The organism is Pseudomonas sp. GL_093 (assembly GCF_057837605.1).
The window spans coordinates 4839504-4865183 of the sequence record NZ_CM174448.1 but is presented as its reverse complement, the minus strand read 5'-3'; the positions used below and the strand labels follow the sequence as shown (position 1 = coordinate 4865183).

26 protein-coding genes are annotated in these 25680 nt (G+C 59.4%); 9 read left to right on the top strand and 17 right to left on the bottom strand.

Translation table 11 applies throughout. The features are described from left to right. Positions 1–3: 3 nt before the first annotated feature. Complete coding sequence (locus tag AC3IUE_RS22465; protein WP_046047527.1) at positions 4–414, bottom strand: hypothetical protein; 411 nt, start codon at positions 412–414, stop codon at positions 4–6. A 124-nt stretch (positions 415–538) separates the two neighbouring features. Here AC3IUE_RS22465 and earP point away from each other — a divergent pair, with 124 nt between their 5' ends. Together earP and AC3IUE_RS22455 are read left to right on the top strand one after the other, a co-directional pair. Further along, positions 539–1681: an elongation factor P maturation arginine rhamnosyltransferase EarP gene (gene earP / locus AC3IUE_RS22460; protein WP_489263790.1), complete on the top strand. Its 1143-nt coding sequence runs from the start codon at positions 539–541 to the stop codon at positions 1679–1681. Positions 1682–1729: 48 nt separating this feature from the next. Then, entirely contained in the window at positions 1730–2299 is a 570-nt protein-coding gene (locus tag AC3IUE_RS22455; protein WP_028619992.1) for an elongation factor P, read from the top strand. A 183-nt stretch (positions 2300–2482) separates the two neighbouring features. Here AC3IUE_RS22455 and AC3IUE_RS22450 read toward each other — a convergent pair whose 3' ends face one another. The 4 genes from AC3IUE_RS22450 to AC3IUE_RS22435 all read right to left on the bottom strand — a co-directional run bounded on the left by AC3IUE_RS22450 (position 2483) and on the right by AC3IUE_RS22435 (position 5790). Then, positions 2483–3496, bottom strand: coding sequence for an alpha/beta hydrolase (locus tag AC3IUE_RS22450; protein WP_489263789.1), 1014 nt, complete (start codon positions 3494–3496; stop codon positions 2483–2485). Between the two features lie 34 nt (positions 3497–3530). After that, positions 3531–3950 (bottom strand): organic hydroperoxide resistance protein, encoded by a 420-nt coding sequence (locus AC3IUE_RS22445; RefSeq protein ID WP_027925717.1) that lies wholly within the window; start codon positions 3948–3950, stop codon positions 3531–3533. 352 nt (positions 3951–4302) lie between these two features. After that, positions 4303–4764 carry a MarR family winged helix-turn-helix transcriptional regulator gene (locus AC3IUE_RS22440; protein WP_095129095.1) on the bottom strand — a complete coding sequence of 154 codons (462 nt, stop codon included), beginning with the start codon at positions 4762–4764 and terminating at the stop codon, positions 4303–4305. A gap of 69 nt (positions 4765–4833) precedes the next feature. Beyond that, positions 4834–5790, bottom strand: a complete 957-nt coding sequence (locus AC3IUE_RS22435) for a LysR family transcriptional regulator (protein ID WP_056740339.1) — start codon at positions 5788–5790, stop codon at positions 4834–4836. A gap of 112 nt (positions 5791–5902) precedes the next feature. On the opposite strand from AC3IUE_RS22435, the gene AC3IUE_RS22430 reads away from it, so the two are divergent. Further along, positions 5903–6652, top strand: a complete 750-nt coding sequence (locus AC3IUE_RS22430; protein ID WP_056740340.1) for a sulfite exporter TauE/SafE family protein — start codon at positions 5903–5905, stop codon at positions 6650–6652. On the opposite strand, the gene AC3IUE_RS22425 is transcribed toward AC3IUE_RS22430, so the two are convergent. Beyond that, a complete protein-coding gene (locus tag AC3IUE_RS22425) occupies positions 6642–7496 on the bottom strand; it encodes a LysR substrate-binding domain-containing protein (protein WP_461999221.1) in 855 nt (284 codons plus the stop codon). The genes AC3IUE_RS22430 and AC3IUE_RS22425 overlap by 11 nt on opposite strands. 95 nt (positions 7497–7591) lie before the next feature. Here AC3IUE_RS22425 and AC3IUE_RS22420 point away from each other — a divergent pair, with 95 nt between their 5' ends. Both AC3IUE_RS22420 and AC3IUE_RS22415 read left to right on the top strand, forming a co-directional pair. Then, positions 7592–7807 carry a DUF1127 domain-containing protein gene (locus AC3IUE_RS22420; protein WP_033057173.1) on the top strand — a complete coding sequence of 72 codons (216 nt, stop codon included), beginning with the start codon at positions 7592–7594 and terminating at the stop codon, positions 7805–7807. Between the two features lie 64 nt (positions 7808–7871). Then, complete coding sequence (locus AC3IUE_RS22415; protein ID WP_489263788.1) at positions 7872–9101, top strand: winged helix-turn-helix domain-containing protein; 1230 nt, start codon at positions 7872–7874, stop codon at positions 9099–9101. A 123-nt stretch (positions 9102–9224) separates the two neighbouring features. On the opposite strand, the gene AC3IUE_RS22410 is transcribed toward AC3IUE_RS22415, so the two are convergent. Then, positions 9225–10571, bottom strand: a complete 1347-nt coding sequence (locus AC3IUE_RS22410; protein WP_056740344.1) for a class II 3-deoxy-7-phosphoheptulonate synthase — start codon at positions 10569–10571, stop codon at positions 9225–9227. Between the two features lie 149 nt (positions 10572–10720). Between AC3IUE_RS22410 and AC3IUE_RS22405 the strand changes: the two genes are divergently transcribed. Beyond that, entirely contained in the window at positions 10721–11476 is a 756-nt protein-coding gene (locus tag AC3IUE_RS22405; protein WP_046047519.1) for a spermidine synthase, read from the top strand. A gap of 108 nt (positions 11477–11584) precedes the next feature. Here AC3IUE_RS22405 and AC3IUE_RS22400 read toward each other — a convergent pair whose 3' ends face one another. Beyond that, on the bottom strand, positions 11585–12376 hold the full coding sequence (locus tag AC3IUE_RS22400; RefSeq protein ID WP_489263787.1) for a crotonase/enoyl-CoA hydratase family protein: 792 nt from the start codon (positions 12374–12376) through the stop codon (positions 11585–11587). A 421-nt stretch (positions 12377–12797) separates the two neighbouring features. On the opposite strand from AC3IUE_RS22400, the gene AC3IUE_RS22395 reads away from it, so the two are divergent. Next, on the top strand, positions 12798–14471 hold the full coding sequence (locus tag AC3IUE_RS22395) for a DEAD/DEAH box helicase (RefSeq protein ID WP_008146183.1): 1674 nt from the start codon (positions 12798–12800) through the stop codon (positions 14469–14471). A gap of 234 nt (positions 14472–14705) precedes the next feature. On the opposite strand, the gene AC3IUE_RS22390 is transcribed toward AC3IUE_RS22395, so the two are convergent. The 8 genes from AC3IUE_RS22390 to minC form a co-directional block, all read right to left on the bottom strand. After that, the gene (locus AC3IUE_RS22390) at positions 14706–16859 is read right to left on the bottom strand and encodes a mechanosensitive ion channel family protein (protein ID WP_489263785.1); all 2154 of its coding nucleotides are present in this window, start codon (positions 16857–16859) and stop codon (positions 14706–14708) included. 78 nt (positions 16860–16937) lie between these two features. Continuing rightward, positions 16938–17114: a hypothetical protein gene (locus AC3IUE_RS22385; RefSeq protein ID WP_177338837.1), complete on the bottom strand. Its 177-nt coding sequence runs from the start codon at positions 17112–17114 to the stop codon at positions 16938–16940. Positions 17115–17262: 148 nt separating this feature from the next. Next, positions 17263–18552, bottom strand: a complete 1290-nt coding sequence (locus AC3IUE_RS22380) for a M18 family aminopeptidase (protein WP_033057168.1) — start codon at positions 18550–18552, stop codon at positions 17263–17265. A 106-nt stretch (positions 18553–18658) separates the two neighbouring features. Continuing rightward, a complete protein-coding gene (locus AC3IUE_RS22375) occupies positions 18659–19501 on the bottom strand; it encodes a protein kinase family protein (RefSeq protein ID WP_056740352.1) in 843 nt (280 codons plus the stop codon). 149 nt (positions 19502–19650) lie between these two features. Then, the gene (locus AC3IUE_RS22370) at positions 19651–20286 is read right to left on the bottom strand and encodes an RluA family pseudouridine synthase (RefSeq protein ID WP_056740354.1); all 636 of its coding nucleotides are present in this window, start codon (positions 20284–20286) and stop codon (positions 19651–19653) included. Between the two features lie 91 nt (positions 20287–20377). Beyond that, positions 20378–20632 carry a cell division topological specificity factor MinE gene (gene minE, locus AC3IUE_RS22365; RefSeq protein WP_007898843.1) on the bottom strand — a complete coding sequence of 85 codons (255 nt, stop codon included), beginning with the start codon at positions 20630–20632 and terminating at the stop codon, positions 20378–20380. Beyond that, on the bottom strand, positions 20632–21444 hold the full coding sequence (minD, locus tag AC3IUE_RS22360; RefSeq protein ID WP_056740357.1) for a septum site-determining protein MinD: 813 nt from the start codon (positions 21442–21444) through the stop codon (positions 20632–20634). Before minD ends, minE begins: the two co-directional genes overlap by 1 nt. Before the next feature lie 201 nt (positions 21445–21645). Then, positions 21646–22383 carry a septum site-determining protein MinC gene (gene minC, locus AC3IUE_RS22355; RefSeq protein WP_489263784.1) on the bottom strand — a complete coding sequence of 246 codons (738 nt, stop codon included), beginning with the start codon at positions 22381–22383 and terminating at the stop codon, positions 21646–21648. A 118-nt stretch (positions 22384–22501) separates the two neighbouring features. Here minC and AC3IUE_RS22350 point away from each other — a divergent pair, with 118 nt between their 5' ends. Both AC3IUE_RS22350 and AC3IUE_RS22345 read left to right on the top strand, forming a co-directional pair. Beyond that, complete coding sequence (locus AC3IUE_RS22350; RefSeq protein ID WP_489263783.1) at positions 22502–23434, top strand: lipid A biosynthesis lauroyl acyltransferase; 933 nt, start codon at positions 22502–22504, stop codon at positions 23432–23434. Between the two features lie 34 nt (positions 23435–23468). After that, entirely contained in the window at positions 23469–24641 is a 1173-nt protein-coding gene (locus tag AC3IUE_RS22345) for a patatin-like phospholipase family protein (protein WP_489263782.1), read from the top strand. Positions 24642–24770: 129 nt separating this feature from the next. Here AC3IUE_RS22345 and AC3IUE_RS22340 read toward each other — a convergent pair whose 3' ends face one another. Then, the gene (locus tag AC3IUE_RS22340; RefSeq protein ID WP_489263781.1) at positions 24771–25556 is read right to left on the bottom strand and encodes an outer membrane protein OmpK; all 786 of its coding nucleotides are present in this window, start codon (positions 25554–25556) and stop codon (positions 24771–24773) included. Positions 25557–25680: the final 124 nt, after the last annotated feature.

Genomic DNA, 25680 nt, shown 5'->3' with positions numbered 1-25680 from the left:
TGATCAATCGCAGAATTGCAGGACGTTGGCGCGGCTTTTTTCGCTCGGCGCAGTCTGGTCCTGTTGCAGCCAGAACTGGCATTTCGGGTTGGACAGATTGCGGCCGGTGCTGCGGGCCTGATCCATTCGTTGCTGCTGCTCGTTCTTGCGCAGGTTCTCTTCGTACCGTTCGAACAACGGGCTCTGCGGCGGAATATCCGGCACCGGTTGCACCACCACCGGTGGTTTGGCCAGATGCTGCACGGCTTCAGCCACGGGCGCCAGCTGCTCGCTGAACAACAGTCGAGAGGCGAGCCAGCACGTCAGCGCGATTGCGATAAACCCCAGCCACACACCCAGGGCAATGCTGCCGGTCAGTTGCAAGGCGTTGAGCTGGATCGGCAACGGGCGGCGCGGGTTGGGACGGTAGGGCATGGCTGCCTCCTGGCGGGTGGTCGCGGGCGAGTGGCGATTGTCGCATGAAGATTAATCGCCGTCGGCTCTTCTGCACGGGGTAATTTATGAGGACAATCGGCGCCTTTGCCAACGGGAGCCTGGAATGCGTGAAATGAAAGCCCGCTGGGATATTTTCTGCGCGGTGGTCGACAACTTTGGCGACATCGGCGTGACCTGGCGTCTGGCCCGACAACTGGTGGCCGAACATTCGGTGACGGTGCGTTTGTGGGTCGATGATTTGCGAGCCTTCGAGCGCTTGTGCCCGGAAATCGACATCAACGCCTCACAGCAATGGCAGCAGGGCGTCGAAGTGCGCCAGTGGACGGCCGACTGGCAGCCCACTGAAGCCGCTGATGTGGTGATCGCCGCGTTCGCCTGCCAATTGCCGAGTGCTTACATGGAGGCCATGGCCGAGCGGGAAAAACCGCCGCTGTGGATGAATCTCGACTATCTGAGTGCCGAGGACTGGATCGTCGGCTGCCACGGCTTGCCGTCGGTGAAGTACAAGAGCGTACAAAAATTCTTCTTCTTTCCGGGGTTTCAGAAGGGCACCGGTGGCTTGCTGCGTGAAAGCGGATTGCTTGAGCGTCGTCAGCAGTTTCAGCAAAACCCCGAGGCTCAGCGAGAATTCCTGCAAGGTTTAGGGGTTGATCACGCGCAAGGTGCGCAGTTGATCTCGCTGTTTGCCTACGAAAATAACGGGCTGGCCAGTTGGCTCGAAGCAATGGCTGCCGACTCGACGCCCACGCATCTTCTGGTGCCCGAAGGCAGGATTCTTGGGGACGTCGAACGTTGGCTCGGTGTGGACGGTCTGGTGGCCGGCGCGGTGCACGTGCGCGGTGAATTGACCGTGCAAGTGCTGCCGTTCGTCCGACAGGATCAATACGATCACCTGCTCTGGTGCTGCGATTTCAACGCCGTGCGCGGTGAAGATTCCTTTGTCCGCGCCCAATGGGCGGGCCGGCCGCTGCTCTGGCACATCTATCAGCAGGACGAAGACATCCACTTGGACAAGCTCGACGCCTTCCTCGCTCTGTACACCAAAGGCCTGTCCGAGCCTGCCCGCGAGGCGATCAGCGGTCTTTGGCGAGCGTGGAATGCGGGTGACAATATGACCGCGCACTGGCAATCGACCCGAAAACACTGGCCAGAACTGCAAAAACACGCCGAAGCGTGGTGTCTGGAACAGGCTTTGCAGGCAGATCTTGCCGCAGCGCTGGTACAGTTTTATGTAAATTGGATATGATACGCGGCCTAGATTTTTGTAAATCCCATCCAAATTCGGATATTCGCAATGAAAACTGGTAAAGAACTGAAACCCGGTACCGTGATCCGTCTCGAAAACGATCCTTGGCTGGTTCAGAAAGCTGAATTCACCAAGTCTGGTCGTAACAGCGCCATCATGAAGACCAAGCTGAAAAACCTGCTGACCGGTTACAAGACCGAGATCGTTTACAGCGCTGACGACAAACTGGACGACGTAATCCTCGACCGCAAAGAAGCGACCCTGTCCTTCATCAGCGGCGACACCTACACGTTCATGGACACCACCGACTACACCATGTACGAGCTGAACGCTGAAGACATCGAAGCCGTTCTGCCTTTCGTTGAAGAAGGCATGACCGATGTTTGCGAAGCGATCTTCTTCGAAGAGCGTCTGGTTTCCGTAGAACTGCCGACCACCATCGTGCGCGTAGTTGACTACACCGAAGGTTCGGCTCGCGGCGACACTTCCGGCAAGGTGATGAAGCCTGCCAAGCTGAGCAACGGTACTGAGCTGCAAGTTGCTGACTTCATCGAAATCGGTGACAAGATCGAGATCGATACCCGCGAAGGCGGTTCCTACAAAGGCCGTGCTAAATAAGCACAGCTTCAGGAATGAAAAAGCCCGACCATTGAGTCGGGCTTTTTTATGCCTGCCAGAAATACAGCTTCAGGTGCAACGGTGGACACTGTGGGAGCGAGCTTGCTCGCGATAGCGGTAGATCAGTCAACATCTGTGTTGAATGTGAAGCCGCCATCGCGAGCAAGCTCGCTCCCACAGGTTTTATTTCAGGTGTTGCTTGAGTTCTTCGGACGCTTGCAACATCGCCGAACGCACCGCCGGCACCTGGCTCACAACGTTAAGCAAACCATAGTCGTGAATCATGCCGTTGTAGCGCACGGCGGTGACCGGCACCCCAGCTTCGTCGAGTTTGCGGGCGTAGGCTTCACCTTCATCGCGCAACACGTCGGCGCCGGCGGTCTGCACCAGGGCAGGTGGCAGGCCCTTGAGTTGCGCAGTGGTCGCCCGCAGCGGCGACGCGTAGATCTCGTTACGCTGTTTGGCATCGGTGGTGTAGTTGTCCCAGAACCACTTCATCATGTTTTTGGTGAGGAAGTGCCCCTCGGCAAACTGGTTGTAGGACGCCGTCTCGAAGCTGGCGTCAGTCACCGGCCACAGCAGCACCTGGAACTTGATCGCCGGCGTGCCCTTGTCTTTGGCCATCAGCGCAACCACTGCCGCCATGTTGCCGCCGACGCTGTTGCCGGCCACGGCCAGACGTTTGCCGTCGACGTTGATCTCTTTACCGTGCTCGGCCACCCATTGGGTTGCGGCGTAAGCCTGGTTGATCGCCATCGGGTAATGCGCTTCCGGTGACGGGGTGTAATTGACGAACACCGCCGCCGCCCCCGAACCGGTAACCAAGTCCCGAACCAGACGTTCATGGGTCGGGAAATCTCCCAGCACCCAGCCGCCGCCGTGGAAGAACATGAACACTGGCAGCGGACCTTTGACTCCGGCCGGCCGGACGATGGTCAGGTTGAGCGGTTGGCCGTCGACTTGAATGGTTTTCTCGCTGACATCAGCTTTTGGCAGCGTCAGTTTCACCCCTGCTTGTGCGCCGACCAGCACGGCGCGGGCTTCTTTAGGCGTGAGTTGTTCCATCGGTTTGCCGGTGCCGGCGTTCAGAACGTCGAGGAACGCTTGGGTGTTGTGTTCAACACCCTCACCTGCAAACGCGCTGTGGATGGACAAGGCGAGAAGGGTGCCGGTCAAGACTTTACTGAAAGTGCTCATGTTCGTTTCCTGGTTCGGGCCTGGGAATCAGCGGTTAGACGGTAACGTGCAGGCGCACATCGACGTTGCCACGGGTGGCGTTGGAATACGGGCAGACCTGGTGGGCAGCGTCGACCAGGCTTTGTGCATCGGCTTGTTCAAGCCCCGGCAGGCTGATGTGCAGGTCGATGTCCAGGCCGAATCCGCCAGGGATCTGGCCGATGCCAACGTGGGCGGTGATCGAGGCGTCGTTCGGGATGGTGCGTTTGGTCTGGCTGGCCACGAATTTCAGTGCGCCGATGAAGCAGGCGGAGTAACCGGCGGCGAACAGTTGCTCAGGGTTGGTCGCTGCGCCGCCGGCACCACCGAGTTCTTTGGGCGTGGCGAGTTTGACGTCGAGGATGTTGTCGCTGGAAACCGCACGACCGTCACGGCCGCCAGTGGAGGTTGCGATAGCGGTGTAGAGAGTTTGCATGGTGTGAGCCTCGTTCGGGTTTGGGTGTTTCGCGCTAAATGTTTGCGCGCTAAGTAAGTGCGAGATGAATGTATCGCGCAAATATTTAGCGCGCAATATAAATTTTTGAAAAAGTTTTGGTCGGGTTTTTGGCGGGCGATGCGAAGGGTTGAACTAGAGCTGTCGAGGCGGGATTTTCAGGACTGAAAATTTTTTCGGAGAGGGGCGAACGTGGCTGGAAGGGGCACCCCAAAACCAATGTGGGAGCGAGCCTGCTCGCGATAGCGGTGTATCAGTCGACATCAATGTTTGAATGTCAGACCGCTATCGCGAGCAGGCTCGCTCCCACAGGGTATCTAGGTTGATTTGAATATCAGAGGCTGTCTTGCAGATTGCTGCGCAGCGTTTGCAGTTCCGCTTGCAGCTTCTGCAATCTCTCCAGCGTCATCCCGCTGGCGCCGAGGATGCACTGGGGAATACCGCGCGCCCGCTCCCGCAATGCACGACCCTGTTCGGTGAGTTCGACAATCACCACCCGCTCGTCTTCACGGCTGCGGGTGCGGCTGAGTAAACCTTCGACTTCCAGGCGCTTGAGCAACGGCGTCAATGAGCCAGGATCGGTCAACAGGCGCGTGCTGATTTCGCCTACGGTCAAACCGTCCTGTTCCCACAACACCATCATCGCCAGGTATTGCGGATAGGTCAGGCCCAGTGCTTGCAACAGCGGCTTGTAGACCTTGGTCATCAGCAGCGAGGTGGAATGCAGGGCGAAGCAGGCCTGATTATCCAGCAGCAGGTCGTCGCAGTTATCCGGGGTGTTGCGCTCGGTGGTCATTTCGAAGCCTTGATCAGTGATCGTCATAAATCTAGCGGGCGAATCTTTAATGCGCCAGATAATTCTAGCCTAGTGCCGGTCGAGGGTACTTTGCAGCGCCAGATCCCACGGCGGGATCGGGCTGAAGCGGGTTTTCAGGTATTCGAGCAATAAGCGACTGCGGGGATTGGGTTGTTGCTCAAGGCGCAAGGCATAAATGCCGGTCGTTTCCGGTGGTGGCAAGCCGTGTTCGCAGAACAGCGGAAGCAGTTCACCGCGTAACAGGTATTCGCTGGTCAACCAGGTTGGTAAGTGTGCGATACCCAGCCCGGCCAAAGCGCCGCAGACCAAAGCCTCGGCGTTATTGGCACTCATGCGGATGCGCGCCGGGCGGTGCAAGTGCATCTGCCCGTCCCGTTCGAAGCGCCAGGCGAACGGCGGGGCCAGGCCATCCCAGTCGAGCCCGTCGTGTTCAATCAGCTGCGCCGGATCGGTCGGCACACCACGTCGTTGCAAATACTCCGGGCTGGCACAGGCAATGCGCACCATGCTCGCCAGCGGCGTGGCCACCAGCCGGGTATCGGCCATTTGCCCGGCGCGAAGCACCAGATCGACCTTGCCCAGATTCAAACCCTGCATGTCGACGAAACTGTCGATCAGGTGCAACTGCACGTCGAGGCCGGGGTAGAGCATCAGAAAATCGGCAATCACCGGCGCCAGATGCCGTCGTCCAAACGCTGCCGGTGCATCGATCCGAATCAAGCCTTCCGGTGCGTTGCTCAAGGATACCGCCTCAGCCCGAGCCAGCCGCAGTTCAGCCACGATCCGCCGCGCGCGCTCGGCAAACGCCAAACCCGCCGGGGTCGCGCGCACCGCGTGGGTGCTGCGAATGAACAACTGGCTGCCGACGGCGTTTTCCAGGCTGTCGATGCGCCGGGCCACCGCCGAAGGGGTCAGCGGGTGGCGGCGGGACGCGGCGGAAAAACTGCCGGTTTCCAGCACGTCGAGGAACAGACCCAGCTGTTCGGTCAATTGATTGGGGTTCATGGTGTTGTCAGCGCTTGTGCGAAGTTGGCACAGCCATTGTGCGTTGCTGTGCGTTTCCCCGCCAGCGCCGACTGCGTAGGATGATTAGCCTGACGTGAAGGGAAAATCGACTGTGATTGAGTTTTTGATGTACCTGATGTTTGGCGCCGCCTTGGGCACCCTCGGTGGGTTGTTCGGCATTGGCGGTGGTTTGATCGCGATCCCGCTATTGGGCGTATTGTTCGGCCTCGATCAGCAGATTGCCCAGGGCACGGCGCTGGTGATGGTGGTGCCCAACGTGATGTTGGCGCTGTGGCGTTATCACCAGCGCAACCGGATTGAATTGCGCCATGCGCTGCCATTGGCGTCGATGGGGTTCTGTTTTGCCTGGATCGGCTCGATCTGGGCGGTGGGCATTGATGCGCAAACCATGCGCGTCGGATTTGTTGCGTTCCTGATTGCCTTGTCGGCCTACAACCTGGTGCGAATGTTCGTCGCCAACGCGCCGGCGTCTGCGCAGATGAATTATTCATGGCCATGGCTGGGCGTGCTCGGCGCCGCCTCCGGGACCATGGGCGGGTTGTTTGGCGTGGGCGGGGCGGTGGTGGCAACGCCGGTGCTGACCAGCCTGTTCGGCACCAGTCAGGTGGTTGCGCAGGGTTTGTCGCTGGCGCTGGCGTTGCCGAGTACGGGCGTCACGCTGGTGACTTACGCAGTGCACCATCAGGTGGACTGGATGGTCGGCCTGCCCTTGGCGGTCGGCGGTCTGATGAGCATCAGCTGGGGCGTGAGGATCGCCCACGCACTGCCGGAGCGACTGCTGCGTGGGTTGTTCTGTGGCTTTCTGGTGCTCTGCGCGGTGATGCTCGCCCTTAAAGTTTGAAGCCTTCGACGATGTGTTCGGCCAGGCACTCAGTGATCGGCGACGGGTTGTGCAGGTTGCGCACCAGCATGATGCTGGCCTCGGGCAGAATCGGCAGGTCTTCGGCTTCACCGAGAATGCGCATGTCCGGGGTGACCAGGCTTTCCAGCTGCGCGGTCACCGCCAGGCCGGCGCTGACCACCGCCATGATTGCCGACAGGCTGTCGCTGTTGTACGCCACGCGGTAATCGCGACCCATGGCATCCAGTGCATTGCAGGCCCATAAGCGGCAGAAGCAATCACTGTTGAACATCGCCAGCGGCAGCGGCGTTTGCTCATGGGCACTGAAACATTGGGCTTCGGCCCAGACGAAATGCTCCTTGCGCAATAGTTGGCCAATCTCGTTGCCTGGTTCACGGGTGACGATGGTCAAGTCCAGGTCCTGGCGCAGCAGCAATTGTTTTGATGATTCGCAGTGCACCTCGATCTGGATCAGCGGATACGTCTGGGCAAATCGCCGCAGAATCCCCGGCAAAAAACGCATCACGTAATCGTCCGGCGTACCGATGCGCACCATGCCGACCATGTGCGGCTCGCGCAGCGTATTGAACACCTCACTGTGCAGCTTGAGGATGCGCCGGGCATAGCCGAGCAGCACCTGGCCCTCAGCCGTCAGGCGCACCTGCCGTCCGTCGCGCTGGAATAGTTGACGCTGCAACACATCCTCTTCCAGCCGCTTCATCTGCATGCTCACGGCGGACTGAGTGCGATTGACTAACTCGCCGGCCCGGGTAAAACCGCCCTGGTCAGCGATGGCGACAAAGGTGCGCAGCACTTCAGTGTCGATACTTGGGAAGGCGGACATTCATCAATCTCCGAGATGTGTTACATCAGAAACATTCGTTGGATTGATCTTAGCCCCAGCGCGACACTTGAGCCATCCAAACGGAGGGCAACAAGATGAAAGGTCAACATGAGTATCCAGCAGTAGAAAAGCACTCGATCCACCTGGTATCCGATCTGCTGCACAAATTCAGTCGCTGGTACGAACTTCACCGGGAGCGCGAGTTGTTGGCGAGTCTGAGCGATGAAGCACTGAAGGACATCGGCATGAGTCGTGCGGATGTGGAGTTCGAGTCGGTCAAACCGTTCTGGAATGACCCGATGCACAAATGAGTAATGCACAACTACACAAACCGTCTCCCGGTGAGGTAGGTTGCGAGCAGACAAGGAGATGCTCATGCCCGCAACACTGTCCTTTTCCATCAAACAGGCTCGGCGTCTGGCGCTGGCCGCCCAAGGGTTCAACGGGCGCCAGCCGCCAGCGGCGATCAAACCGGTTCAGCTCAATCGTCTGATCGAGCGGCTGGGCATTCTGCAGATCGATTCGGTCAATGCATTGGTGCGTTCGCACTACCTTCCCTTGTTTTCCCGCCTCGGCAATTACTCATCCGACTTGCTCGACCAGGCTGCCTGGAGTTCGGGCCGGCGGCGCACGCTCTTCGAGTATTGGGGGCATGAAGCCTCTTTGCTGCCCTTGTCGATGTACCCGTTGATGCGCTGGCGCATGCTGCGTGCGACCCGTGGTGAAGATATCTACCAGCAACTGGCACGTTTCGGGCGTGAGCAGCAGGACACGATTCGCCGGGTGTTGGCCTCGGTTCAGGACCTGGGCGCGCTGGGTGCCGGAAGCCTGTCGACCCGTCAGGAACGGGCAGGGCCCTGGTGGGACTGGAGCGCGGAAAAGCATGCGCTGGAATGGTTGTTCGCCGCCGGTGAAGTGACCGTGGCCGGGCGGCGCGGATTCGAGCGACTTTATGATCTGCCGGAGCGGGTGATTCCTTCGGCGATTCTTGCGCAGCCGTTGTTGAGTGAGGCCGAGGCCCAGCGCGGCCTGTTACTGCATGCCGCGACAGCGTTGGGCGTCGGAACAGAAAAAGACCTGCGGGATTACTTTCGCTTGAGTCCAGGTGATGCCCGTCCGCGCTTGGCGGAACTGGTGGAGGCGGGTGAATTACTGAGCTGTGAAGTCCAGGGCTGGCGGCAACCGGCCTATTGTCTGCCGGAGCCGAAAGTGCCGCGCAAGGTTGAGACTAGCGCTTTGCTTTCACCCTTCGACTCACTGATCTGGGAGCGCAGTCGCACCGAGCGCCTGTTCGATTTCCGCTATCGGCTGGAGATTTATACGCCGCCGGACAAGCGGGTCTACGGCTACTACGTGTTGCCTTTTTTGCACAATGAACGGATTGCGGCGCGGGTGGATCTACGCGCCGAGCGGGCGTTGGGCAGGCTGGCGGTGCACGCTGTGCATGAGGAAGAGCCGGGGCTGGATGAGGAGGGGATGCTGGCGTTGGCGGTCAATCTGCGGCGAATGGCGGATTGGTTGGGGCTTGAGCGGGTTCAACTGAATTGCCCGCGGGCGAGTGCGGCGCGGTTGCGGGTGGCATTGGCTCAGCTCAGTGGTGATTGAGCTGACGCCATCGCGAGCAGGCTCGCTCCCACAATTGACCGAGTTGTCCAAGCGGACGCGGTCTAATGTGGGAGCGAGCCTGCTCGCGAAGGCGGTCTATCAGGCGGCGAAAGACTTACTGACTCAGCGCCGGACTTGCTTCAACGTCTCGGCAATGAGAAACGCCAACTCCAGCGACTGATCGGCATTCATCCGCGGGTCGCAATGGGTGTGATACCGATCCGACAACCCGTCTTCGGTAATCGGCCGCGCACCGCCAATGCATTCAGTAACATTCTGCCCGGTCATCTCGATGTGGATGCCGCCGGCATACGTGCCTTCCGCTTCGTGAACCTGGAAGAACTGCTTCACTTCGCCAAGGATCTGTGCAAAGTCGCGGGTCTTGTAGCCGCTGCTGGCCTTGATGGTGTTGCCGTGCATCGGGTCGGAACTCCACAGCACTTGCTTGCCTTCGCGTTGCACGGCACGGATCAGTTGCGGCAGGTGATCGCCGACCTTGTTCGCACCCATCCGCGCAATCAGGTTCAGACGACCCGGATCGTTGTCCGGGTTGAGCACGTCGATCAGGCGAATCAGGTCTTCGGGGTTCATGCTTGGGCCGACTTTGACCCCGATCGGATTGTTCACGCCACGCAGGAATTCGACGTGAGCGCCGTCGAGCTGACGGGTGCGATCGCCGATCCACAGCATGTGCGCCGAGCAATCGTAGTAATCGTTGGTCAGGCTGTCGCGGCGTACGAAGGCTTCTTCGTAGTTCAGCAGCAATGCTTCGTGGGCGGTGAAGAAACTGGTTTCGCGCAGTTGCGGCGAGCTGTCCATGCCGCAGGCACGCATGAAGGCCAGGGTTTCATCGATGCGATCGGCCAGGTGGCTGTACTTCTCGGCCAGCGCCGAGTTGGCGATGAAGTCCAGGTTCCACTTGTGCACCTGATGCAGGTCGGCAAAACCGCCCTGGGCGAAGGCGCGCAGCAGGTTCAGGGTCGCGGTGGACTGGTGGTAGGACTGGAGCAAGCGCTCCGGATCCGGCACGCGGCTTTTTTCGTCGAAACCGATGCCGTTGACGATGTCGCCACGGTAGGCCGGCAGGGTCACGCCGTCGATGGTTTCGTCGTTGGCCGAACGCGGTTTGGCGAATTGCCCGGCCATGCGCCCGACCTTGACCACCGGGCAACCGGCGGCGAAGGTCATGACGATCGCCATTTGTAACAGGACTTTAAAGGTGTCGCGGATTTTCGCGGCGGAGAACTCGGCGAAGCTTTCGGCGCAGTCGCCGCCCTGTAGCAAAAACGCGCGGCCCTGGGTCACTTCAGCAAACTGACGGCGCAACTCCCGGGCTTCACCGGCAAACACCAGCGGCGGATAACTGGCCAGCGTTTGCTCGACGTGCAGCAAATGCGCTGCGTCGGGGTATTGGGGTTGTTGCTGGATCGGCAGGGCGCGCCAGCTGTCAGGGCTCCAGGGTTGGCTCATCACGGTCTCTAGTGTTTTACGCTCGGACGGTCATGTTATCAGCAATTAGTGCGTGACCTGTTCCCGTCGCTTCGCGGACAATCGCGCCTTTGCCGCGCCACTCCGCGGTTTTATTGCGTTGCCGGGTCCGGTGACGATCAGGAGACGAAATGACTGAGGAGCGCGTCGAGCATCTGCTCGCCGAGGTACAGGATGAGTTCGGCGTGATTCGCGTGCTGGAAGTGGCCGATTACCGTTTTCTCGAGTTCGGTGATGCCATCGAACAGAGCTGCGTGTTCACGGCTGACCCGAGCTGGCTCGAATACGATTACACCCGGGCGATGCTGATTGGCGCGTTGTGCCACGAGCAGCCGGAAAGCGCGCTGTTCCTCGGCCTCGGTGCTGGCACTCTGACCCAGGCCTGCCTCAAGTTTCTGCCGCTGGAGGACGTCGAAGCCATCGAGCTGCGCCCCGACGTGCCACGCCTGGCCATTGAATACCTTGGGCTGGATGACGATCCGCGGCTGTACATCCGGGTGGGCGATGCGCTGGAACTGCTCGATACCGCTGAGCCGGCGGATCTGATTTTCGTCGACCTCTATACCGATGTCGGGCCGGGTGTCGGGCATCTGGCGTGGAATTTCCTGGAAAACTGTCAGAAACGCCTGAACCCGGGTGGCTGGCTGGTGATCAATCAGTGGGCCACCGATGATGGCAAACCGTTGGGCGCCGCATTGTTTCGCGGGCTCTATCACCGGCATTACTGGGAACTGCCGGTGAAGGAGGGCAATGTGATTCTGCTCGTGCCTTCGGAGCTGGATCAGGAACTGGACATGGACGGCTTGATCGCCCGCGCCGAAGGGCTGGCGCCGCGGTTGGGGTATTCGTTGCAGTCGTTGATCAAGGCGATCCGCCCGGCGACATAAGTGTTGCCTATTAGGGCCTCATCGCGAGCAAGCTCGCTCCCACATTGGAATGCATTCCCCTGTGGGAGCGAGCTTGCTCGCGATGGCTATCTTCCAGTCAACACAAAACTAAAGCCCTTTAAAGACTCCCGGTCGCTTCTCGATCATCGACCGCACACCTTCCTTGGCATCCTCACTGGCCAGCAACTTCTTCACCAGCGGCGGCAAACTCCGCGCCGCCGCTGTTTCCCCTTCATAACGCGCCTGCCTCGCAGACATCAACGTCGCCTGAACCCCAAGCGGCGCTTGCCGGGCAATCCGCTCGGCCAACTCCATCGCCCGTGGCAGCAGATCCTCGCTGGCCATGACTTCCTGCACCAAGCCCAGGTGCAACGCCTCATGGGCATCGAATTCATCGCCAGTGAGCAGCCAGCGCATGGCATTGCCCCAGCCAGCAACCTGATGCAGGCGCAACGTGGCGCCGCCGAACGGGAAGATCCCGCGTTGCACTTCTTTCTGGGCGAAACGGGTGTTGCTGGCGCACAGGTTGATATCGGCGGCCAGCATCAATTCGATCCCGACGGTCAGGCAGTAGCCTTGCGCGGCGACAATCACTGGTTTGCTGACCCTGGGGCCGGCGAAAACACCCCATGGATCGCAGCCGCCGGGCGGTGCCTGCCAGCCTTCGGCCAGGGCCGCACTGGCACTGACCAGATCCAGCCCCGCGGTGAAATGCTCACCATGGCCAAACACCACCGCCACCCGCGCCTCGCTGTCGGCCTCGAACTCGCCATAGGCCAGGCTCAGTTCGTTGAGCAGGTCGAGATCGAAGGCGTTGCGTTTGGCCACCCGATCCAGGCCGATCATCAGGACATGACCGTGCCGTTCACGGCTCACACGACTGGAGCAGGGCTGATTCATGGAGCATTTCCTCGGGCGGGAAGGGGGTGTCAGACAGCAGGTCTGCCTGAAAACGATGAACCGTTTTAGCGCCATCGCCAGCAGGGCCGGGCCTTTGAAAAATAGACCGTTGCACGATTATCCGCAAAGCCTGTGACACAACGGTGTATCCGTCAGTTTTCCGACAAATAATGCTCCCTTTTTGGGCTAATTCCGGTATAGTGCGCGCCGGCCTTTAACCGGGCCGCGTTTAGGTAGCGCAATTCCCCGAAGTCAGCTTCGGCTGCATGTCCGCACAGCGGACTCTCCCTTGACGAATCTTTTTCATTCATTCGTTTTCGCAAATCCCCGCCGACAAAGCAGCCAGGGCGACTCTTGAGTCTTACACGGCATGCGCAGCTTTGGAGCATGGGTCTTTGCGGATGCACTTAGAGGCAGACCCATGACCCAGGAAACCGGCGGCTTCGCCGCTTTTAATCTTAATCCGAATATTCTTGCAGCCGTCATTGCGACTGGCTACGAAGAGCCTTCGGCTATTCAGCAGCAATCGATCCCGATCATCATGGCCGGCCACGACATGATTGGTCAGGCGCAAACCGGTACGGGTAAAACCGCTGCGTTCGCCCTGCCGATCCTGCATCGCATCGATCCTGCCAAGCGCGAGCCGCAAGCCCTGATCCTGGCGCCAACCCGTGAGTTGGCGCTGCAAGTAGCAACCGCTTTCGAAACCTACGCCAAGCAAATGCCGGGCGTTACCGTTGTGGCCGTTTACGGCGGCGCCCCTATGGGTCCACAACTGAAAGCAATCCGTAATGGCGCACAGATCGTTGTCGCCACTCCGGGCCGTCTGTGCGACCACCTGCGTCGCGACGAAAAAGTTCTGTCGACCGTGAACCACCTGGTTCTCGACGAAGCTGACGAAATGTTGAAACTGGGTTTCATGGACGACCTCGAAGTTATCTTCAAGGCTCTGCCTCCAACCCGTCAGACCGTATTGTTCTCGGCCACCTTGCCGCAGTCGATCCGTGCCATTGCCGAACGCCATCTGCGCGATCCGCAACACGTGAAGATCCAGACCAAGACTCAGACCGTTACCGCGATCGAACAGGCTCACCTGTTGGTTCACGCTGACCAGAAGACCTCGGCTGTATTGAGCCTGCTGGAAGTTGAAGACTTCGATGCCCTGATCATGTTCGTGCGCACCAAGCAAGCGACCCTGGACCTGGCCAGTGCCCTGGAAGCCAAAGGCTACAAAGCCGCTGCGCTGAACGGTGACATTGCTCAGAACCAACGTGAGCGCGTGATCGAATCCCTCAAGGATGGCCGTCTGGACATCGTTGTGGCGACCGACGTTGCTGCTCGTGGTCTGGATGTTCCGCGCATCACTCACGTGTTCAACGTTGACATGCCGTACGATCCAGAGTCCTACGTTCACCGTATCGGCCGTACCGGCCGTGCTGGTCGCGAAGGTCGTGCACTGCTGCTGGTGACTCCACGTGAGCGCCGCATGCTGCAAGTGATCGAGCGTGTAACCGGTCAGAAAGTTGCCGAAGTTCGCCTGCCGGACGCTCAGGCTGTTCTCGATGCCCGCATCAAGAAACTGACCAACAGCCTGTCGCCGCTGGTGGCTGATGCCGAATCGACTCACGGTGATCTGCTGGATCGCCTGACTGCCGACATCGGTTGCACCCCGCGTGCACTGGCCGCTGCTCTGCTGCGCAAGGCAACCAACGCTCAAGCGTTGACCCTGGCTGCCATCGAGAAAGAACGTCCACTGGTGCCGAACAACGCACCGCGTGGCGATCGTCCAGAGCGTACCGGTGATCGTCCGGACCGTGGTGATCGTGAGCGTCGTGCTCCGGTTCCATTGGCCGAAGGTCGTGCTCGTTGCCGTACCGCGCTGGGTGCGCGTGATGGTATCGCTGCCAAGAACCTGCTGGGCGCTATCCTCAATGAGGGTGGTCTGGCTCGCGAAGCAATCGGTCGCATCCAGGTGCGTGACAGCTTCAGCCTCGTTGAGCTGCCGGAAGATGGTCTGGAGCGTCTGCTGACCAAGCTGAAGGACACTCGCGTTGCTGGTAAGCAGTTGAAGCTGCGTCGCTATCGCGAAGATTGATCCGCTCTCGGGCTGATTGATCGAACATAAAAAATCCCCGACTGGTTCGGGGATTTTTTTGCCTGCCGTTTGTAGCAGCTGTCGAGCCTGCGAGGCTGCGTTCGGCGGCGTAGCCGTCGCCAATCCTGTCACCGCGGTGTATCTGAAAGAGCAAGGTGTCTGGTTTTACGACTGCTCCGCCCGAGCGCGGACCGAGCCGAACGCAGCCTCGCAGGCTCGACAGCTGCTACAGATTTAGTCCGTCACTTGGCCGCCACCTGCCGTGATCACTTGCACGCTCATGCGGGGTGTCGCCAGGTCGAGCCCGGCTTCGTCCAGGTGCCGCTTGAGTGACAGGTTGAACGCTCGGGACACTTCCCACTGCTTGATCGGCGCGGTCTTGAACCGGGCGCGAAGAATCGCGTTGCCCGACTCGAAACTCTCGACCCCCTGAATCTCCAGTGGCGACCAGATGTTGCGCCGTTGCAGTGGGTCGGTGCGCATCTTCTGGCCGACGTCGCGCATCAGTTTGATCGCGTTATCGATGTCCATGCCGGAGGGGATCGCCACCCGGAAAATCGCGTAGCCGAATTCCCGGGAGTAGTTCTTGATGCTTTTGATTTCGCTGAACGGAATGGTGTGGACGATACCGTCGATGTCCCGCAGGCGCACGGTACGAATGGTCAGCCCTTCGACGGTGCCCAGGTGGCCGCCAACGTCCACGTAGTCGTCGATGGCCAGCGAGTCTTCGATGATGATGAACAGCCCGGTGATCAGGTCCGCCACCAGCGACTGCGCACCGAAACCGATGGCCAGACCGATCACACCGGCACCGGCCAGCAGTGGCGTGACGTTCATGCCCATGTTCGCCAGGGCGACGATCAGCGCAATGATGAAAATCGCCACGAACAACACGTTGCGGATCAACGGCATCATCGTCTGCGCGCGGGCATTCGCCAGGCCTTTGCGCGAGCGGGTGAGGGCGTGGTGCACGGCGGTGTCGCTGAGAATCCAGATCAGCCAGGCAAAAATCAGTGTGCCGCCGAGGCTGAACAGTTTGACGCTGACTTCATGGCCTTCGCCTTCGGTGAAGCGGATCAGCGACATGCCCCAGACCCGCAGGCCGAGTTCGATGAACGCCAGCCAAACCACCAAATGAGCGAGTGTGTAGAAGAAGCTTTTCAGGCGCTCCGAATACAGCGCATGACGCTTCACGCTGCGCTGTGGTTTGAGTGAATGGCGGCGCACCAAGCCGTTGATGACCATGCACAACACCAGCAGCACGGTGCAGATCAGCGACTGACGCAACGCAGTGCTGGTATCGCCGGCCGAGACGAAGGTGGCGAACAGCGAAATACCCACCAGCACCAGCGCCGGCATGTACCAGAAGGTCCCGAGAATTTCGATCGTGTCGCTGAGGGCGCGGCGGGTCAGGCGCCGGGACAGCGGTTGGTTGCGGATCAAGTGGGCGATGGGGCGACGGAACCGCAGGATGAACAGCCCCGTGGACAACGCCGCCAGTACGTTGGCGACTGTCGAGGCGGTGTGCGCCAGATGACTGCCAAGGCTTTCGACCAGCCGCGGATCGCTCAGGGCTTCACCGAAGGCGGCGAAACTGCCGATCAGCCACAGCGGCCGAAAGGCTTGATGCCGCAGGATGTACAGGGCGCGGTGGCGGTGTGGGCCGTCGAGCAGCGAAAAGGCGATCACGCAGATCGCCGAAAAACAGGTGCCGACCACCAGCGCATAAGCCAGCACCATGGCCAGGCTTTTGCCCAGTGACGAGGGCAGGGCGTAGCTCATGTAGACCGTCATGACCAAGGCAATCAGCCACGGCCCGAGTTTGCGCAGGGCGAAGCGCAACATGTCCAGGGCCTTGGGGTGCTGCGGCAGTTCTTCGGTCAGGCCGAAGCGCATCCGCACCCGGTGGCTGACCCAGATCAGCGCGGCGGCCAGCAAACTCCAGAGCATCAGGATCATGGCAAAGGCAAAGATGATCGGCAGCCATTCATTGGCCGGCAGCACCAGCGCTATCAGTTCATCTTCAGCGAGTTTGAACTCTTCGGACCAGCGAGTGAGAGGGCTGTCGGCGCCTGAAAACTGTTTTTCGAAACTGGCCAGGGTGCCACCGATCAGTCCCAGGACGCCTACTTCGGTGACCGGCTGGGCCTTCTTGGTGACATCGCGCAGCTTCTTCAAATCCGCCAGCAATTTGGAGCGTTGCTGATCGTTCTCCAGCGACTTGATGACTTCGTCCAGGGATTGCCCCAAGGGCTCTTGCGCCTCTGGCTGTTTTGCAGAGCTGTTGAGCAGGCTGGGCAAGCCGACCGCCTGGGCAGGCGCCATCGGCAGCAGCGTCATGAGGCAGACAAGGAATAAACACGGCAGGGCAAAAAGACGAGCGAACACTAGGCGGTCAACCTCGGGATGAGCGGATCGACCGAGTGTACGAGCCCGTCAAAATCAATGCGAGCCAAGGGGGAGGATTTATTCGTTGAGTTTGGCGAGGATCTTGAAAATCACGGTGGCGAGGATCATCAACATGCCGATCCACATCGCGAACACGCCGATGTTCTTGTCGCGAAAATTGAAGCCGATTGCCAGCATGATCATCCCGGAAAGAATCGGGATCAGCATGGCGTGAAACGAAGACAACGAGATCATGAGCGACTGCCTTGTCGAAAGGGGTATTGAAAGTGTAGGAGCTGTCGAGTGAAACGAGGCTGCGATCTTTTGACTTTGCTATTTAAAAACAAGATCAAAAGATCGCAGCCTCGTTTCTCTCGACAGCTCCTACCAGCTCCTACACGGGTTACGGCAGCTCGTGGCAGGCGTAAAACGCGCTCAACACTTTGACCAGGTGCGCCAGATCATGGCTGCCGCACAGTTCACGGATCGAGTGCATGGCGAAGGTTGGCAGGCCGATGTCCACGGTGCGCACGCCCAGGTGGCTGGCGGTGATCGGGCCGATGGTCGAGCCGCAACCCATGTCGCTGCGCACCACGAAGCTCTGTACCGGCACTTCTTCGGCCATGCACAGGTGGCGGAAGAACCCGGCGGTTTCGCTGTTGGTGGCGTAGCGCTGGTTGCTGTTGACCTTGATCACCGGGCCGGCGTTGAGTTTCGGGCCGTGATTGGCATCGTGCTTGTCGGCGTAGTTGGGGTGCACGCCGTGGGCGTTGTCGGCCGAGACCAGCAGGGATTTCTGAATGGTCCGTACGAATTCATCACCTTCAGGCAGCAGGCGACGCAGCGTCTGCTCCAGCATCGGGCCATCGGCGCCGCAGGCCGAGCAGGAACCGACTTCTTCGTGATCGTTGCAGACCAGCACGCAGGTTTCGTCGGTTTCGGTGGTCAGCAAGGCTTGCAGGCCGGCGTAGCACGACAGCAGGTTGTCCAGGCGCGCCCCGGCAATGAAATCGCCATGCAGGCCGATGACCGCAGCGCTTTGGGTGTCGTAGAAGCTCAGCTCATAGTCGAGCACCACGTCGGCGTTCAAGCCATGTTCGCGGGCGAGTTGATCGGTGAGCACGGCGCGGAAGTCCACGCGCTCGTCACCGGCAAATTGCGCAAGGATTGGCGGCAGTTCGGTCTGGGCGTTGATCGCCCAGCCCATGTTGGCTTCACGGTTCAGGTGAATGGCCAGGTTCGGGATGATGGCGATCGGCGCCTTGAAGTCGACCAGCTGGCTCTCGACCTTGCCGTCACGGCGGAAGGTTACGCGGCCGGCCAGGGACAGGTCGCGGTCGAACCATGGCGCCAGCAGTGCGCCGCCATAGACTTCGACACCTAGCTGCCAGAAGCCCTGACGTTGCAGTTCCGGCTGGGGTTTGACGCGCAGGCACGGGCTGTCGGTGTGCGCGCCAACCAGGCGAATGCCGCCGTGCAGGGGCGAATGACGGCCCATCTTGAACGCGACGATCGACGAGTCGTTACGGGTGACGTAGTAACGACCGTTGGCTTCGGTGGTCCATGGCTCGCGCTCATCAAGGCGTTGATAGCCCGCCGCTTCCAGGCGCTGAACAAGGCTGGCGGTGGCATGGAATGGGGTAGGGGAGGCCTTGAGGAAATCGATCAGGCCTTGGTTCAACTCTTCGCGCATAAGTAGCTCCAGACAGCAATGGCGCAAGTTTAACGTATTGGCTCACGGCATTGCAGAGACAATGCCGTTCGGCGTGCGCCGGCTGCCGGTTGGCGAAGAGGATGAGTCAGCCGGTGATCAGGTTGCCATTGAGGAACACTTCGCGACGTTGCTTGCGGCCCACATATTCATGTTTGCTCGCGAGGTACACCTCGTTGAATTTTTCCTTCGAGATACCCGGGATTTGTCGAATGTAGTCGTCCACCAGGCGGTCATAGGCGGCTTCGGTAATGAGCTTGTAGATGTCCCGGCGATAGAAGAAGCCCAGTTGAAAACCCAGGGTTTCGCTTTGATGGTTTGTCTGGCCGGCAAAGCAGTTTTCAAAATCAATGGCTTTGAGTGGGGTCCGCAGCGTTTCCGGGATCATGATGTTGCCGGCCCAGAAATCCATGTGCGTGATGTTCTTGCGCGACAAGGAGCTCAGCAGTTCGAAGGCATCGAGAATGAATGTTTCGACGTTGTCCGGGTTGCGTTTAAGCCATTGCACACCGTCGACATGATCGTCGAGCAGGCGCGTGATAATGAAATACTCCTGGGTCAGCCCCAGTCGGTCTTTGGTGTAACCGAACCCTTGCAGCGGTGGCATTTGCACGCCACGGCGCTGCGCTTCTAGCGTGTTGATCAGCTCTTCCAGCGGCCAGTCGAATCGACCATTGCGCTGCGGTTTGCCAAAGGTCACGCGCACTTTTGCCTTCAAGGTATCCAGCGGCTGGACCTTGGCAAACAGCGGCGTATCGCCGGAGGCCAGCGGCGCACTCGCACGGGTGAGCTTGTGGGCACGTCGTTTGTGTATGAGCTGTTCAAGCGCCTGTTGTGCTTCGGCTGAAGGCTGCTCGCTAAGGTGTAGCGTGGTGTTGAACAGGCAGAAGGTGAACGGGTAGTCGTCTTGGAATGTCTTGTTGCTGAGCACGAGGGCTTCCTGCCTGCTATCAAAGTGATGGCATTTTACGTTTCATTACAAATTCATGACAATATTTTCACGCCAATTTCACGTCTATTTGTAACAAGAAATAAAAAAAGCGCCCTCAATGGAAGGGCGTTTTTTGGTTCGGCGGTTGCTTAAAAAGGCGCAGGACACTCGAAGCGCAAGCGTTCGCCGCTTTGCGGGTGAGTAAAGCTCAGCATGCTCGCGTGCAGACATAGTCGTGGCCAGGCGGCCAGTGCTTGCTCGTGGGCATACAGTCCGTCACCCAGCAGTGGGTGGCCGATGGAAAGCATGTGCACGCGCAACTGATGGGAGCGGCCGGTGATCGGCGTCAATTCGACACGACACCAATCGCCGCAACGCTCCAGTACGCGCCAGAAGGTCAGGGCATTTTTGCCGAATTCATGGTCCACCACATGGCGTGGCTTGGTCGGCGGGTCGTAGCGCAACGGCAGATCGATGCTGCCACTGTCCAGTTCCGGTTGTCCCCAGCACAGGGCGGTGTAGGCCTTTTCGGTTTCGCGGTCGTGAAATTGCCGAGACAGCTCGCGATGAGTGTCCGGGTCACGGGCCAACAGAATAATGCCGGAAGTTTCCCAGTCCAGACGATGGACAATTCGCGCTTCCGGGTAGCCGTTTTCTTGCAGGCGGGTAATCAGGCAGTCCTTGTTGTCATCGGCCCGGCCAGGGACAGAGAGCAGCAGGGTCGGTTTGTTCACCACCAGTACGGCGGCGTCCTCATGGATGATGCTGATGTTGGACAGCGGCATTAAAACAGCCTCGTAACAAACGCCAACGGCGGCTCAGGCCCCTTCCATTAACAGAAGGGGCCTGAGCCGCCGTGGCTCCAGCCGGATCGACTCAGCGATCTGGCAGGGTGATATTGAGTTCCAGAATCGAGCAGCTGCCCTGGTTTTCCAGAGCGACGTGCACGTCATCGGACCCGATATTGACGTACTTGCGGATGACCTCGACCAATTCCTTCTGCAAGGCTGGCAGGTAGTCCGGTGTACTGCGTTGGCCGCGTTCGTGCGCCACGATGATCTGCAGACGCTCTTTCGCTACCGACGCGGTGCTGACCTTTTTGCTGGCACGAAAGAAGTCAAAAAGATTCATTATCTACCTCCAAACAGGCGCTCGAAGAATCCCTTCTTCGTTACATCGAGAAAACGATGCTCCACGTTTTTGCCCAGCAGACGATCGACCGCATCGCTGTATGCCTGACCGGCATCGCTCTGGTCGTCGAGAATGACCGGCACGCCCGAGTTGGAAGCCTTGAGAACCGCTTGGGATTCCGGAATGACACCCAGCAGGGCGACCGCCAGAATCTCTTTGACGTCTTCGACGCCGAGCATCTCGCCGTCACTGACTCGTTGCGGGTTGTAGCGGGTCAGCAGCAGGTGTTCCTTGATCGGCTCTTCGCCTTTTTCAGCGCGGCGCGATTTGCTGGCCAGCAGGCCGAGCATGCGGTCCGAGTCACGAACCGAGGACACTTCCGGGTTGGTCACGATAATCGCTTCGTCTGCGAAGTACATGGCCAGGTGGGCGCCTTTTTCGATGCCGGCCGGAGAGTCGCAGACCACGTATTCGAAGTCTTCTTTCAGCGCCATCAACACTTTTTCCACGCCTTCCACAGTCAGCGCGTCTTTATCGCGAGTCTGACTGGCGGCCAGTACGTAGAGGTTTTCCAAGCGTTTGTCTTTGATCAGGGCTTGTTGCAGGTTGGCTTCGCCGTTTACCACGTTGACGAAGTCATACACCACGCGGCGCTCGCAACCCATGATCAGGTCGAGGTTACGCAAACCGACGTCGAAGTCGACGATAACTGTTTTGTGACCGCGCAGTGCGAGGCCGGTACCGATAGCAGCACTGGTGGTGGTCTTACCCACACCACCCTTGCCGGATGTAACCACGAGAATCTTGGCCAAGGTGTTTCACCCCTAAGGAAAAAGGACATTTAGCCCCTGAAAAACATCTCTAGAAAAACTACTGCAGTCGGACAGCCTTGGCTGGAATTCGGTCCAGAACGGCGCTTACCTCGGGTAAACACTGCTTATGGCCTTTTTCCTACTTCGTTTGAGCCGTTTTCGCTACGTTTTAGAGATGTTTGGAAAATGCGGCAGTATCCGTTAAAGCCGAATGATGTTCAACACATCGCCCGACAGGCTGACCTGTACACCTGCGCCCCACAAAGGGTCGCGACGCAGATCCTCCGAAACCTTGTAGTGGCCTGCGATGGAGACCAGTTCAGCGCTCATTTGCTGACAGAAAATCCTGGCTTTCGTGTCGCCTTTGACGCCGGCCAACACGCGACCACGCATCGGGCCGTATACATGGATGTTCCCGTCGGCGAGAAGTTCCGCCCCCGGGCTGACCGACGAGATCACCACCAGATCGCAACCCTGGGCATAAATCTGCTGCCCACCGCGTACGGGTGAGGTGATGATCTTCGTTGGCTTGATAGTCGGCTCCGGCGGTTTTTCCGGTTTTTTCTGGACTTGGCCTTCGAACGGGTCCAACGGACGCTCACGGGCGCCGGACGGTGGCAGCACCGGCAGGTCGACCGCGATGGCCGCGGCAATGTCTTCGATGCGGCTGGCACGGATCGCCAGGGTGCGCAGGCCATGCTGGCGGCAGACGCGCATCAGGCCCGGTAGATCGACCGCACCGTCGCTGGCCGGGAGTTTGTCCAGGGCCAGCACCAATGGCGCGTTACTAAAGAAGTTAGGCGCCTGGGCAACCTTGGCGGCCAGTTGACGATCGAGGTTCTCGAGGTCGTTACGGGCCAGTTCCAGCACCGTAATGGCGAGCATGCTGCCCTTCAGCTGGAACACGGGATCTTGGTCTAGCGGTTCGGTTTGGCTCATGGTCGGCATACAACGACTTGTCACTAAAAGTGCCGAGACTTATAACGAGAACGCCCGCGAGCCGCAAGCCGGGTCGAACGATGTAGAATGCGCGGCCATTGTCTTTCCGGAACCTTTAATGGATCGCCCGCGTTTTCGAACAGCATTTCTATCTCCACGTTTCTGGCCGCTGTGGTGTGGCTTGGGGCTGTTGTGGCTGATTGTGCAGTTGCCGTATCCGGCGTTGCTGTCGATCGGTCGCGCCCTGGGTACATTGATGTATCGAGTAGCGGGCGACAGACGGCGCATTGCCAAGCGCAATCTCGAACTGTGTTTCCCTGAAAAAACCGCTGCCGAGCGCAAGCGCCTGCTCAAGGAAAACTTTGCCTCAACGGGCATCGCGTTTTTCGAAATGGCCATGAGCTGGTGGTGGTCGCGCGAGCGTCTGGCGAAGCTGGCCCATGTCGAAGGGTTGGAGCATTTGAAAAAAGCCCAGCGCGACGGCAAAGGCGTGATCCTGATGGCTATTCATTTCACCACGCTGGAAATCGGCGCGGCGTTGCTCGGCCAGCAGCACACCATTGATGGTATGTACCGCGAACACAAGAACTCGCTGTTCGATTACATCCAGCGAAATGGTCGCGAGCGGCATAACCTCGACTCATTGGCCGTGGAGCGCGAAGACGTGCGCGGCATGCTCAAATTGCTGCGCGCAGGCCGGGCGATCTGGTACGCACCGGATCAGGACTATGGCGCCAAGCAAAGTATCTTTGTGCCGCTGTTTGGGATTCAGGCCGCGACCGTCACTGCCACCAGCAAGTTTGCGCGGTTGGGCAAGGCGCTGGTGGTGCCGTTCACTCAGGAACGTCTGGCGGACGGCAGCGGTTATCGACTGGTGATTCATGCACCGCTCGAGGGTTTCCCCGGCGAAACCGAAGAGGCCGATTGCCTGCGGATCAACCAATGGATCGAAGGCGTCTTGCGCGAATGTCCGGAGCAATACCTTTGGGCCCATCGCCGCTTCAAGAGCCGTCCGCCGGGTGAGCCGAAGCTGTACGCAAAACGCGGTTGAACCACCGTCCTTATAAGCACCATGGAGTGTTGCGATGAGTCCTGCTGAACCGGTTACAGGGTTGATTCTTTCCGGCGGCGGGGCTCGGGCGGCCTATCAGGTGGGTGTGCTGGCGGCGATTGCCGAGCTGTTGCCGGTCGGCGCGAGCAATCCGTTTCCGGTGATCGTCGGCACCTCGGCCGGCGCAATCAACGCGGTCAGCCTCGCCAGCGGGGCGATGGATTTTCGGGGTGCGATTCAACGTCTGACAGCCTTCTGGCAGGGCTTTCGCAGTCATCTGGTGCTGCGTAGCGACTGGCCGGGCGTGATCCACCAGGCCAGCCGTTTTGTCAGCCACAGTTTGCTCGGGATTGGCGCTCAGGTGCCGGTGGCCTTGCTCAACAGCTCGCCGCTGCGCGGATTGCTCGACGACAAATTGCAGATGAGCGGGATTGCCGAGGCCATCGCGCAGAAGCAGTTGCAGGCGGTTGCGGTGACTGCGTTCGGCTACGAGTCCGGTCAGGCGGTGACCTTTTATCAGGGCGGCGGCACCATCAATGCCTGGTTGCGCCATCGGCGAATCGGCGTCCCCACGCAATTGACCGTCGATCACTTGCTGGCCAGTTCCGCCATTCCGTTGTTGTTCGCGCCAGTGAAAATCGGTGAAGAGTATTTCGGCGACGGCGCGGTTCGTCAGTCGGCACCGATCAGTCCGGCGCTGCACCTGGGCGCCAACCGAGTGCTGGTGGTGGGCGTCAGCGGCAACCCCCGCGGCGTCGACCCGGAACAACCGCTGCAGCGCGTCTACACCGGTCAGCAGCCGAGCCTGGCGCAGATCGGTGGGCACATGCTCAACAGCACGTTCATTGACAGCCTGGAAAGTGACATCGAGTTGCTGCAGCGGCTCAATCAGTTCAGTCATCTGCTGCCCGATGGCACGCCGACGCGCGCGCTGGGTGTGGCGCCGGTAGACGTGCTGGTGATTTCGCCGAGTCAGCCGATCGACGAGATTGCGGCGCGGCATCGGCAGGAATTGCCAGCGGCGCTGCGCCTGTTTCTGCGCGGGCCGGGGGCGACCAAGACGAGCGGGGCGGGGGTGCTGAGTTATCTGCTTTTCGAGGCGGGGTATTGCAGCGAATTGATTGATTTGGGGCGGCGGGATGCGTTGGCCAAGCGCGGAGAGTTGTGCCGCTTTCTCGGGTTGGCGGAGCCTGTGGTTTCGGTTTGAGATCGGCGGTGTGGCCATCGCGAGCAAGCTCGCTCCCACAGGTTTTGTGTCGTTCGCCGAGTATGTGAACGACACAAAACCTGTGGGAGCGAGCTTGCTCGCGATGGCGTCCTTACAGACGCCGCTGAATCAGAAGTGGAACTTCACCAGGAAGCTCGTGGTGCTCTGATCGGTTTTGAAGCCCTGACTGTCTTCAATACCGTACTTGTTTTTCCAGTAGTCATACTCGACGCCGACGTACAACTGCTTTTCGCCAAGGTTCAGCGCCTTGCCCAAGTCGTACTTGACCTGTGGATTGAAGTGCAGGTTGGCGTGGTATTCGCCTTTTTTGTTGACGTCGTTGTCGACCACCCAGTCCATGAAACCGTCGATCAGGATGTTCGAATCACCCACCGGGATGGTGTAAGACCAGACCGGAGTGACCTGCCAGATATTGTCACCTGGGCGGTCGCCTTCGGTATGACGGTTGTAGAAGTTCAGCTGGAAGTAGTCGAAGCCCGGGATCGCCAGGTCGAAACCAGGACCGATCAAGTAGGACTCGGTATCGTTTTCACCGAACTCGTAGGTCATAGCCAGCAGTACGTCTTTGATCGGGCCGAATTCAAGCTTTTGGTCGAAGATCTTGCCGAACGACAAGCGTGGGCTGATCTCGCCGTAGTAGGTGTTCGAGCCGGCGTAGCTATCGTCCTTGCCGTTGTAGAAAATCTTGTCGACGAACATGAAGTTGTCGCCGTATTTCCAGCCATCGACGTGTTCGAAGGTCACCGTCTGCTGAATGCGCGGATTGACCTGGAAGTCCTTGCCATACAGGTAGGTCAGGCTGTTGTTCTGCCATTGCAGCAAGTCGCCGGCCATGGCCTGGCCCCCGGCCAGCAAAGATCCCGCCAGCATCAGGCTAGTGCACGTACGTTTCATTCGGTTGCTCCCAAAAAGTAGGTGGTTCCACGTTATTTTTCTAAGGTCGGCGCTCTGGTGTGGCGCCTTTTTCTGTAGCTGTAAAAATCATCCAATCGGTCAGCTTCAGTGCTGTTAGCAAGAG